Raw genomic sequence first — 11,112 nt, 5'->3', positions numbered from 1 at the left:
CCGAACTCACCCCGCCGCGCCCGGCGGTCACCCCGCCGGTGCCCGCCGTCCCGGCGCAGCCGCCGGTACCGGTCGCGCCGCGCCCGATGGCCGAACTGCCGGCCGCCGGGGGCGAGCGCCCGGACGCCGAGCAGTCGCAGCCCGCGTCCGGCGAGCTGGCCAACACCCGCCGGCTGCTGGTCTGGCCCGAGCCCGACCCCGCCACCGGCCAGGCGCTCCAGTCGCGCGGCTACCTCCCGGTGATCGTCCGCTCCCGCGAGGAGGTGGACGCCCAGGTGGCCGGCTTCCCGGCGGCGCTCTTCGTCGACCCGCTGACCAGCCCGATCACCCGCACCGCGCTGCAGTCCCTGCGCACCGCGGCCCTCAACAGCCGGATCCCGGTGCTGGTCACCGCAGGCCTCGGCCAGGCCACCCGGGACGCCGCGTACGGCGCCGACCCGGCCGTACTGCTGCGCGCCCTCGCCCCGCGCGACGGCGAGCACCACGCCCCGCGGGTGCTGCTGGTCGAGGGCGACCCGGACATCGCCGCCGCGATGATCAGCAGCCTGGAGCGGCGCGGCATGCACGTCGAGCACGCGGTGGACGAGAACGACGCGGTCGCCCGCGCCAGCAGCGTCCAGCCCAACCTGGTGGTGATGGACCTGTTCCAGATCCGCCGCCGCCGGGTCGGGCTGCTGGACTGGCTGCGCGCCAACGACCGGCTGCACCGCACCCCGCTCGTGGTCTACACCTCGGTGGACCTCGACCCGCGCGAACTGCCCCGGCTGCGCACCGGCGAGACGGTGCTGTTCCTGGCCGAGCGCTCGACCAGCGAGGACGTCCAGTCCCGGATCGTCGACCTGCTCGGGCGGATCGGCGCGATGGGCGAGGCGGGCGTCGCCGCCGCGGGCTGAACCCGGACGTGCCGGAGGGCCGGCCCCCGTACCGAACGGGGGCCGGCCCTCCTGTCGTCCTACTCCTTGCCGAGCGTGGCGACGTCCAGCTCGTCGGCCGCGTAGCTGGCCCGGATCACCTTCTTGTCGAACTTGCCGACGGAGGTCTTCGGGACGGACTCCACGATCGCCCAGCGCTCCGGCAGCTGCCAGGAGGCGATCCGCTCGGCCAGGAAGGCCCGCAGCTCCCGCAGCCCGGCGGTCGCGCCCGGGCGCAGCACGACGGTGGCCAGCGGGCGCTCGCCCCACTTCTCGTCCGGCACCGCGACCACGGCGGCCTCGGCCACCTGGGGGTGGCCCATCAGGGCGTTCTCCAGCTCGACCGAGGAGATCCACTCCCCGCCCGACTTGATGACGTCCTTGGCCCGGTCGGTGAGGGTCAGGTAGCCGTCGGCGGTGATGGTGCCCACGTCGCCGGTGCGCAGCCAGCCGTCCTCGGAGAACTTGTCGTCCGGGCGGACCGGGTCCTGCCCGGCGCCTCCGTAGTAGGCCCCGGCGATCCACGGGCCGCGCACCTCCAGCTCGCCGGCCGCGGCGCCGTCGTGCGGCATCCGCTCGCCGCCCGGGCCGATCAGCCGGGCCTCGACAGAGGCCGGGAAGAGGCCCTGGGTGATCCGGTACGGCCACTCCTCCTCGGGGGTGAGGCCGCCCGGCGGCTGGGCGAAGCAGCCGAGCGGGGAGGTCTCGGTCATGCCCCAGGCGTGCAGCACCCGGATGCCGTGGCGCTCGTCGTAGGCCTTCATCAGCGAGGGCGGGCAGGCGCTGCCGCCGATGACCACCATGCGCAGGCTGGAGGTGTCGTAGTCGCCCGCGTCCAGTTCGTCCAGCAGGCCGCTCCAGATGGTCGGGACGGCGGCGCTGACGGTGGGGCGGACGGCGGTGATCATCTCGGCCATCGGCTTGGGCTGGAGGAAACGATCCGGCATGAGCAGGTTGGCGCCGGACATGAAGGCGGCGTGCGGGATGCCCCAGGCATTCACGTGGAACATCGGGACCACCGGCAGGGCGGTGTCGCGCGGGGTGAAGGCGAAGTTGTCACCGGTGTTGACCTGCATGCAGTGCAGGTAGATCGAACGGTGGCTGTAGAGCACGCCCTTCGGGTCGCCGGTGGTGCCGGAGGTGTAGCAGAGCACGGCGGCCTGGCGCTCGTCGATGTCGCGCTGCCACGGGTAGTCGGTGGGCCGGTCGGCGATCAGCTCGTCGTAGTCGTGCACGCCGCCCGCGAAGCCGGCCAGCAGCGAACGGTCGCCGGGGCCGGCCACCACGACGTGCTTCAGCGTGGGCGCTAGGTCCGGCAGCACGGCGGCGAGCAGCGGCAGGACGCTGCCGTTGACGATCACCACGCGGTCGGCGGCGTGGTTGACGATGAAGGACAGCTGCTGGGAGGGCAACCGCAGGTTCAGGGTGTGCAGCACGGCCCCCATCGAGGGGACGGCGAGGTACGCCTCCAGGTGGAAGTCGTTGTTCCACATCAGGGTCGCGACGCGGTCGTCCCCCGTCACCCCGAGCTCGTCGCGCAGCGCGTGGGCGAGCTGCGCGGCGCGGGCGCCCACCTCGGCGTAGGTCCGCACGACCGGCCCGGTGACGTCCCAGGTGGTGACGGTCGACCGGGCGTGGACGGTGGACCCGTGCTCCAGGATCCGGGCGACGGTGAGCGGTACGTCCTGCATCGTGCTGAACACGGGTCCTCCTCGACCTGGCGGCACCGGTGGCTCCTACGGCACACCTACCGGGCGGTAATACGGCCCGGACGTGCCCGATTGTGCCGTTTCCGTCCATCCCCTGTCAGCATCCCGGCACCGTTGCACGGATCACGGATTCGTCCCGTGGCCGACCCGCCCGGAGGGTCCGGGCCGCTCCTCGCGCCGCCCCCTCGTGCACGGTGAGCGGCCACCCGGTCGACGGGCCGCGCGGGCCCGCCCTTTCGGGCGCACCCGTCCGCTTCCGTCCCGATATTTGTAACGAGCTTGCCCGTTCATCGCTCCTTACGGCAAACTCGCTAGTATGCCCACCTCCCATACCAGCGAAACCGCTGCACCCACCTCGGCCTCCGCCGTCGCCGAGGCCCTTGCCATGCCGCCCGCCCCCAAGGGCGAGCCCGCCGGCGAGCGGGGCAGCTGGCGACGAGGTGGGGAGCCCGGCTCCGCGGCGCCCCCGGGGGTGCGCCCCGGCCGGTCCACCGGTCGGTTCGGCAAGGTACTGCGGCGCCCGGAGCGGATCCCGGCGCCGCTTCTGTGTCTGGTCGCGATGTTCCTGGTGCAGACCGGCATCGCCCTGTCCAAGCCGCTGTTCGGCCCGCTCGGGGTCAGCGGCACCACCTTCCTGCGGCTGGGCTTCGCCGCCGCCATCCTGCTCGCCGTCACCCGGCCCCGGCTGCGCGACAAGCGCCCGCGCGACCTCGCCGCGGCCGCCCTGCTCGGCGTCGCCTCGGCCGGGATGACCTACCTGTTCGCCGGGGCGATCGACCGGCTGCCGATGGGCACCGCCGCGACCATCGAGTTCCTCGGTCCGCTCGCGGTCGCCCTGGTCTTCGCCCGGCGCGCCAGCCACCTGCTCTGGGCGCTGCTCGCCGCGGCCGGCGTCGTCCTGCTGACCCTGCTCGGCGAGGGCGACGGGGGCGGCTCGCTCGACCCGGTCGGCCTGCTCTACGCCTTCGGCGCGGCCGCCTGCTACGCGGTGTACATCCTGTTCACCGACAAGGTCGGCGCCACCTTCCAGGGCTTCCAGGGCCTCGCGGTGTCGATGACGGTCGGGGCGCTGGCCCTCGCGCCGTTCGGGTTCGGCGAGGCCCGGGACGGGCTGACCGCCCCCGGCGCCTCGCCGCTGGTACTGCTCGCCTCGGTGGCCGGCGTGGCGGTGCTGCTGCCGGTGCTCCCGTACGCGCTGGAGATGACGGCGCTGCGCCGGATGCCGCAGCGGGTGTTCAGCGTGCTGGTCAGCCTGGAGCCGGCGGTCAGCGCGCTGGTCGGGCTGGTGGTGCTCGGCCAGCTGCTGGGCGCGGCGCAGCTGGCCGGGATCGGCTGCGTGGTCGCGGCCAGCGTGGGGGCCACGCTGACCGGGCGGCGCTGACCCGGGCGGCACTGGCCAGGGGGTGCTGACCGGGGGCACGACGGGCTACGGCGTGCGCGGCGCCTACGGCCAGAGCAGGGTGCGGGACCACTCCGGGGTGCGCACCGGGCCGGTGCGGGTGTAGCGGAGCCGGACGTGCCGGCGCTGGGCGTCGCCCTGCCAGAACTCCACCTCGTGCGCCCACAGGGTGTAGACCGCGTGGCCGGGCGCGACGGCACCCGGGGTGGCCTCCAGCCGGCGGCGGGCGACCGCCACCGCCTCGTCGTACTCCTCCAGCGCGCCCAGCGGCTCGCTCTGCCGGCCGACCAGCGCGCCGACCCGGGCGGCGGGCGAGCGGGTGGCGAACTCGGCGGCGGCGACCAGGTCGGCGGCGCGCTCGACACTGCCGCGGACCCGCACCTGGCGGCCCAGCTGCGGCCAGTAGACGGTCAGCGCGGCGGCCGGGTGGTGGGCGAGCTGGCGGCCCTTGGGGCTGTCGGCGGCGGCGGAGAAGTTCCAGCCGGTACCGGCCGCGTCCACGTCGCGCAGCACCAGCACCCGGGCGTCCGGCATGCCGTCGGCGTCGACCGTGGAGAGGGTGAAGGCCTGTGGGTCCAGCACCCCGGCGTCCAGCGCGGTGGCGAGCCAGTCCACGAACAGCGGACCGGGCTCGGCGGGGGCGGCCTGGGGGTCGAAGGAGGGCAGCGGGCGGGCCATCGGCGGGCGGCCGAGCAGCAGTTCGGGGACCGACCTGGGCTCGGGCCGGCGCTCGTCCAGCGGTGCCGGGCACGCGTCGGCCTGCGGCTCCGGTGCGGGCCTGGCCCCGTCCGGGCCGGTCAGTCCCTCGTCCTCCGCCGCCATCGCGCACCTTCCTTCCGGTTGCCGCGGTCGCCGCCCCGGCCGGGCCGTCCGTTCCGGGGCCGGGCGCGTGGAGCGCTGTCGGAGCGCAACCGTACCGCCGTGGGCCGACGACTCCGGGCGCGGGCCCTCGGTGGGCGGATCCGGGCCGCTCGCACGGGGACCGGCGCCGGACACACTCGTGGGCGGTGCCGATGGCGGCACCGCCCACGAGGCCGGTTTCGCGGTGACCCTTTCCGCTGGCCGGTCGAAGCTTTCGTCCGGTCTCCCTCCACGGGTGCTCAGCTCACCCGCGGCCGTCCACCCCCGGCGCCCCCGCCGGCGGTGGTGCCCGGGGGATCAGCCGAAGATCGGGGTGGAGATGACGTTGACGTTCTTGTTGCCCTGGCCGGCCAGGATGTCGCCCGCGTTGTCCTTCGCCGCGAGGGTGTTGTTCTGGTTCGAGGCGCCGGAGCCGGTGGCCGTCTGCTGGTTGGAGACGTAGTTGCCGTTGACCCCGCCGAACACGTTGCCCGTCCCGTTGTTGGACACCACGCCGGCGTTGGAACCGGCCGCGGCACCCGCGCCGTTGTCGGCGGCGGCGACCCCGGCACCTGCCAGCAGCAGACCCGCCGCCAGCGGGACGGCGAGCAGGAACCCGGACGCCCTCCGGGGGTTGATGCGAGCCATGTGCGCCTCCAAGAAGCTGTTGATCACGCATTGGTCGTGCATTGGTCGTGCATGGGGTGCGGGGGTTCGCCGGCCGGACGAACACCTGCGGGCTGCGACGCCGGAAGACAGCCTTCCGCAACAAATCGACAAAGCGGTAGCCGACAGGGCGGTTTTCGCCCGTTAGCGTGATCTTCACCGCAGCCGCGCATAACGGGCACCGAACCGGACAGCGCGTCGACACACCGCCAATGACCTGGTAATTCGCCCGGACGACGGCCGTTCTGCGGCCGCTCGGCGGCCTCCGGGAAGCGGCACTTCGACATCACACGAACCGCCGGGCGCACCACCCCGGCGCGGGACGACGTGGAACACGCCCCCGAAAAGTTCGATCACCCTCCCGTGTCGACTTTTCCGGCCATTCGCGGACCATCAGGAAGTCGTACCGAAACTGTGGGCGACAAAGGGCCGGGGCGGGAGGAATCCGCCCGCTCCGAAAATCAGACCATCTTGCCCGGATTGAGGATTCCCAGCGGGTCGAAGACCGCCTTCAGCTGCCGCTGCAGGTCCAGCGCGACCGGTCCCAGCTCACGGGCCAACCAGTCCCGCTTGAGCAGCCCGACCCCGTGCTCCCCGGTGATCGTGCCGCCCAACTCCAGCCCGAGCGCCATGATCTCGTCGAAGGCGCGCTGGGCGCGGTCCGTCTGGTCCCGGTCCGAGCCGTCGAAGATCACGATCGGATGGGTGTTGCCGTCCCCGGCGTGGCTGACCACGCCGATGGTCAGCGCGTGCCGCTCCGCGATCACCGCGACGCCGTTGAGCATCTCGGCCAGCCGGGAGCGCGGCACCGCCACGTCGTCGATCATCGTGGTCCCCAGCCGGTCCAACGCGGGCAGCGCCAGCCGCCGGGCCGCCAGCAGCAGGTCCGACTCCGCCTGGTCCTCGGCCGGCACCACCTCGGTCGCCCCCGCCTCCCGGCACAGCTCCGCGACCCGCGCCAACCCGGCCTCCCGGTCCGGCCCGTCGAAGGCCACCAGCAGCAGCGCCTGGGTCGACTCCGGCAGCCCCATCTGCCCCAGCTCGTTGACCGCCCGGACGGAAACCGCGTCCATCAGCTCCATCAGCGACGGGGTCAGCCCGGCCTCCATCACCGCGCAGACCGCCGCACCGGCCGTGTCCGCGCTCGGGAACTCCGCCGCCAGCGCGAGCTGCGGAGCCGGCGCCGGCCGCAGCGACAGCACCGCCCGCACCACCACCCCGAGCGTCCCCTCCGAACCGACCAGCAGCCGGGTCAGGTCGTAACCGGCGACCCCCTTGGCCGTCCGGCGCCCGGTCGACAGCAGCCGCCCGTCCGCCAGCACCACGTCCAACCCGAGCACGTACTCGCTGGTGACGCCGTACTTCACGCAGCACAGGCCGCCGGCGCCGGTGCCGATGTTGCCGCCGATCGTGCAGGACTCCCAGCTGGACGGGTCCGGCGGGTAGCACAGCCCGAACTCCTCGACCGCGCGCGACAGTTCGGCGTTCACCACACCCGGCTCGACGACCGCGACCCGGTTCACCGGATCGATCTCCAGGATCCGGTTCAGCTTCACCAGCGACAGCACGACGCACCCCTCGACGGCGTTCGCCGCCCCGGACAGCCCCGTCCGAGCCCCCTGCGGCACCACCGGCACCCGCAGCTCGGTGGCGGTGCGCAGCACGTGCTGCACCTGCTCGACCGTCTCCGGGAACACCACCACGGCGGGCGCACCGGCGGCGCAGAAGCCCGCCATGTCATGGCTGTAGGCGGCGGTCACGTCCGGATCCACCACCACCGCCCCGGCCGGGAGGCCCTGCGCCAGTCGGTCCGTCAGGTCACTCATCGCCGCCTCCGCTCGCCGCTGCCCGCCTCCACCTCCGCACTCTGCCCGGAGGGCCGAAAGCGGGCAAGTGGGCCTCGGGGCCGGGCGGGCACACCGTGGCCGCCGGACCCGGTCGGGCGCGGCGGAGGGCCGGGGTGGCGAGGGCCGTCAGGCCGGCCGCGGCGGTCGCGAGGGCGCAGAGGAGGGTGGGCAGGGCGGCTCCCGCCGCGTCCGCCAGCAGTCCGAGCAGGCCGGTGGACAGCACCAACGGCAGGCTCTGCACCAACGTCAGCAGCGCCTGGATCCGCGACAGATGGGACGCCGGAGCGCCGCCGAGCACCAGCGGGCCGAGGTGGGAGGCGAACAGCCCCGAGCCGATGCCCGTCACCGTGCTGCCGGCCACCGCCCCCACCGGTCCCACGGACAGGGCCAACAGCCCGATGCCCGCCGAAGCCGTACACAGCCCCGCGGCCGCCCCGGTGCCCGCCCGGGGCAGCCCGCCCCGCCAGGCGACCAGCGCCGCCACCGCGAGCACCCCGACCGCCTGGCCGCCGGCAACCAGCCCGGCCGTTCCCGCCGCCCAGCCGTGCGCCCGGGCCAGCAACGGCCCGAGCAGCGACACCACCGGCAGCAGCGCCCCGGCGGCCGCGCCGGTGAGCAGCAGCGCGGCCCGCAGCAGCGGATCACCGACGGCGAGCCGGACACCGGCCGCCGCCTCCCCCAGCAGACCCGCTCGGCGGAGGGCACCCGGCCGCTCCCCCTCCGGCCGGACCTTCAGCAGCACCAGCAGGACGACCCCGAAGCTCACCGCGTCCGCCGCCGCCGCTCCGGCGAGCCCGCCCGCCGCGACCAGCAGGCCGCCCAGCGGAGCCCCGAGCAGCACCGCGGCCTGCCCTCCGGCCTGGCGCAGTGCGAGCGCCCGGGGCAGCCGGTCGGCGGGCACCAGCCTGCGCGGCATCGAGCCGCTCGCCGGGAGGTGGAACGCGTCGACCGTCCCGGTCACGGCCGCCGCCGCGACCAGCAGCCACAGCGGCGTGCCCCGGCTCCCGGCCACGGCGAGCGTCAGTGCGACGGTCGCGGCCAGCATCACCGCGTCCCCGGCGAGCATCACCCGGCGGGCGCCGAACCGGTCCGCGACCGCGCCGCCCAGCAGCACCAGCGTGGTGCGCGGCACGGTGATCGCGGTAAGAACCAGCCCGGCCGCGCCGCCCCCGTACCCCGAAGCGGCCCAGCCGAGAGCGAAGCCCAACACGGCGTCCCCCAGCAGCCCGGTCTGGGCACCGGCCAGCCAGAACAGGTACGGCCGGGGAAGGTACGGGCGGGGCGGGCCCGGACGGGAAGGGCCCGGGCGGGGCGGCGCGGTGGTGGTCATGCCGGGCGACGCTAGGACCCTCGACCAGGTCGAGGGCAAGCCGCCCGACAGGCCCTAACGACGGAGCACCGGCTCCTGCAGCTCGACGACCCAGCCGGACAGGTCGTCCGGGGTCTCCAGGTAGCGCTCGCGGGCGTAGCCGGCCGAGCGGTAGCCGTTCTCGCCGATGAAGCGGGCGAGCGCCTGGAAACTGCCCATCGCCGCGTCCATCGAGCCGCGGTGGACGATGGTCGCCGCCTCCGCGATCGGTGGCAGGTCGAGCACCTCGAAGTCGTCCCGGCCGCCCGGCACCGAGTGCGGGACCTGCACGGCGGCCCGGACGAGCACCGAGCCGTCGCCCTCCGGCGAGTCCTCGTAGTGGGCGACGGACGGGCCGACCTCCTCGATGCCCGCCCCGGCGACCCGGCTGCACAGCTCCGCGAACAGCGGGCCGATCACCGGCGTGATGTCCTCGGGCTGGTAACTCGCCGCCACACCGGTCAGTTGGGCCACCCGGACGGACGGCACGGGCTTCACCACGACATCGTGCTCGGACATGTTCCCCTCGCTCTCGATCGTCCGGAGCCTCGCCTCCACCCGGGCCAACCGCTGCTCGTCCGCGGCGATCGCCGCGGCGAGTTGGGCCCGCCGCAGCCGCAGCATCCCGCGCAGTTCGGCGGCGTCCGGCCTCTCGTCCAGAACGGCCCGCACCTGCTGCAGCGTGAAGCCGAGCTCCTTGAGCGCGATCACCCGGTTCAGCCGGGCGAGTTGGCCCGCCTCGTAGGAGCGGTACCCGGTGACCGGGTCGACCCGGGCGGGCCTGAGCAGTCCGATCGCGTCGTAGTGGCGCAGCATCCGCACCGACACCCGGCCGTGGCTGGCGAAGTCTCCGATGTTCAACATGGTGCTTCCACTCCACCGCCTGCCACGGTGTCAGGGTCAACCCCCCGCCGGATCCGCCCCGGAAAACACCTAGGGCGGGTGCCGAACGATGTCGGCACCCGCCCTGAGCAGGTGGTTCTCCTACCGGCGGAGAGCGTGGGATTCGAACCCACGGTGACGGGTCACGCCACGACAGTTTTCAAGACTGTTCCCTTAGGCCGCTCGGGCAGCTCTCCAGGCGGAGGTCAGCCTAACGGGTCCGGCGGGGTTCGGTGCACACGATTCGGCGTGCGGGGGTCACTGGTCACCGTCCCGCTGGCCGAGCGTGACCTTGGTGGTCATGGTCTGGCCGTTGCGGGTGTACTCGACGTCCACGGTCTCGCCGGGCTTGTGCGTCCAGATCCGGCTGACCAGGGCGGGGCCGTTCTCGATCGGGGCGCCGCCGAGCTTGGTGATGACGTCGCCCGGCTTGAGGCCGGCCTTGTCGGCCGCGCCGCCGGGGGTGACGGCCGGCTGGCCCTGAACGTCGCGGGTCTGGATCTGGGCGCCGTCGCCCTTGTAGTCGTCGTTGCGCAGCACGTCGAGCTTGGCGTAGACCGGCTTGCCGGTCTTGATCAGGGTGTCCGCGACCCACTTGGCCTGGTTGATCGGGATGGCGAAGCCCAGGCCGATGCTGCCGGCCCGGCCGTTGGCGGAGGCGTTGGACTGGATCGCCGAGTTGATCCCGATCACCGCGCCGCTGGAGTCGAGCAGCGGGCCGCCGGAGTTGCCGGGGTTGATCGAGGCGTCGGTCTGCAGGGCGTTCATGTACGAGGCCTGCGAGCCGGTCTCGTCGCCGGAGGCGACCGGGCGGTCCTTGGCGCTGACGATGCCGCTGGTGACGGTGGACTCCAGGCCGTACGGCGCGCCGATCGCGATGGTGGCGTCGCCGACGTTGACCTTGTCGGAGTCGGCGAGCGCCAGCGGGGCCAGCTTGGCCTTCGGCGGGTTGTCGATCTTCACCACGGCGACGTCGTAGCCCTCGGCGTGGCCCAGCACCGAGGCGCTGTAGGACGTGCCGTCGGCGAACTTGACGGTCAGTTTGCCGCCGTTGAGGGTCGGCGCGACCACGTGGTTGTTGGTGAGGATGTGGCCCTCGGTGTCGAAGACGAAGCCGGTGCCGGTGCCCGACTCCTGGGATCCCTGCGCCTTGATGGTGACGACGCTGGGCAGCGCCTTCTGCGCGATGCTGGCGATCGAGCCGGGGGCGGGCTCGTTCTTCTGGGTGTTGCTGGCCTGGACGGTGGTGCTGCGGTGGTCGTCGGCCGAGCTGCTGCTGTTGTTGTGGCCGGTGGCGACCACGCCGATCGCGCCGCCCGCGACACCGGCGACCAGCGCGACGGCGGCGAGCAGGGCCACCAGGCCGCCGCGCTTCTTGCGGGGACCGCCGGGGCCGCCCGGGCCGCCGGGGCCCGGACAGCGCGCCCGCGATCTCCTTCTCCAGCCACGGCGTCACGAACCGCATACCGGCCGGGGTGAGGTGCACCCCGTCGTTGACGGGAGTTACCCA

8 protein-coding genes, 1 tRNA gene and 1 pseudogene are annotated in these 11,112 nt (G+C 74.0%); 2 read left to right on the top strand and 8 right to left on the bottom strand.

Annotation, left to right across the window (positions count from 1 at the left end; translation table 11 throughout):
• The coding region (locus HS99_RS37330) for a response regulator (RefSeq protein ID WP_244916009.1) at nt 1-893 on the top strand (893 nt) is incomplete at its 5' end.
• Nucleotides 894-952: 59 nt separating this feature from the next.
• Here HS99_RS37330 and HS99_RS37325 read toward each other — a convergent pair.
• Nucleotides 953-2,614, bottom strand: a complete 1,662-nt coding sequence (locus HS99_RS37325; RefSeq protein ID WP_030278459.1) for a long-chain fatty acid--CoA ligase — start codon at nt 2,612-2,614, stop codon at nt 953-955.
• Nucleotides 2,615-2,936: 322 nt separating this feature from the next.
• Here HS99_RS37325 and HS99_RS48035 point away from each other — a divergent pair, with 322 nt between their 5' ends.
• Nucleotides 2,937-4,001, top strand: a complete 1,065-nt coding sequence (locus tag HS99_RS48035; RefSeq protein WP_197697981.1) for an EamA family transporter — start codon at nt 2,937-2,939, stop codon at nt 3,999-4,001.
• A gap of 63 nt (nt 4,002-4,064) precedes the next feature.
• Here the strand turns inward: HS99_RS48035 and HS99_RS37315 are convergent, their stop codons facing one another.
• From HS99_RS37315 to HS99_RS37285, 7 genes and pseudogenes are all read right to left on the bottom strand, one after another.
• Nucleotides 4,065-4,841, bottom strand: a complete 777-nt coding sequence (locus HS99_RS37315; protein WP_223886028.1) for a pyridoxine/pyridoxamine 5'-phosphate oxidase — start codon at nt 4,839-4,841, stop codon at nt 4,065-4,067.
• Between the two features lie 336 nt (nt 4,842-5,177).
• Nucleotides 5,178-5,507, bottom strand: coding sequence for a hypothetical protein (locus HS99_RS37310; RefSeq protein WP_030552013.1), 330 nt, complete (start codon nt 5,505-5,507; stop codon nt 5,178-5,180).
• A 479-nt stretch (nt 5,508-5,986) separates the two neighbouring features.
• Nucleotides 5,987-7,351, bottom strand: coding sequence for an FAD-binding oxidoreductase (locus HS99_RS37305; protein ID WP_030278451.1), 1,365 nt, complete (start codon nt 7,349-7,351; stop codon nt 5,987-5,989).
• On the bottom strand, nt 7,344-8,702 hold the full coding sequence (locus HS99_RS37300) for an MFS transporter (protein WP_063738021.1): 1,359 nt from the start codon (nt 8,700-8,702) through the stop codon (nt 7,344-7,346). The genes HS99_RS37305 and HS99_RS37300 overlap by 8 nt, the downstream gene beginning before the upstream one ends.
• Nucleotides 8,703-8,756: 54 nt before the next feature.
• On the bottom strand, nt 8,757-9,584 hold the full coding sequence (locus HS99_RS37295) for a MerR family transcriptional regulator (protein ID WP_030278449.1): 828 nt from the start codon (nt 9,582-9,584) through the stop codon (nt 8,757-8,759).
• A 127-nt stretch (nt 9,585-9,711) separates the two neighbouring features.
• Nucleotides 9,712-9,799 (bottom strand) — tRNA-Ser (locus HS99_RS37290).
• A gap of 61 nt (nt 9,800-9,860) precedes the next feature.
• Nucleotides 9,861-11,015, bottom strand: a pseudogene (locus HS99_RS37285) (S1C family serine protease); the annotation flags it as partial.
• Between the last annotated feature and the right edge of the window lie 97 nt (nt 11,016-11,112).

It is taken from the genome of Kitasatospora aureofaciens (assembly GCF_001188955.3).
Taxonomy (GTDB): Bacteria; Actinomycetota; Actinomycetes; order Streptomycetales; family Streptomycetaceae; genus Kitasatospora; species Kitasatospora aureofaciens.
Note: the sequence above shows the minus strand (reverse complement) of the source record. Positions and strands in the feature narration are given on the sequence as shown.

Excerpts from the sequence above, each read along its gene's own strand:
- HS99_RS48035 (WP_197697981.1), top strand. The coding sequence starts at position 2,937 with ATGCCCACCTCCCATACCAGCGAAACCGCTGCACCCACCTCGGCCTCC.
- HS99_RS37315 (WP_223886028.1), bottom strand. The coding sequence starts at position 4,841 with ATGGCGGCGGAGGACGAGGGACTGACCGGCCCGGACGGGGCCAGGCCC.
- HS99_RS37310 (WP_030552013.1), bottom strand. The coding sequence starts at position 5,507 with ATGGCTCGCATCAACCCCCGGAGGGCGTCCGGGTTCCTGCTCGCCGTC.
- HS99_RS37305 (WP_030278451.1), bottom strand. The coding sequence starts at position 7,351 with ATGAGTGACCTGACGGACCGACTGGCGCAGGGCCTCCCGGCCGGGGCG.
- HS99_RS37300 (WP_063738021.1), bottom strand. The coding sequence starts at position 8,702 with ATGACCACCACCGCGCCGCCCCGCCCGGGCCCTTCCCGTCCGGGCCCG.
- HS99_RS37295 (WP_030278449.1), bottom strand. The coding sequence starts at position 9,584 with ATGTTGAACATCGGAGACTTCGCCAGCCACGGCCGGGTGTCGGTGCGG.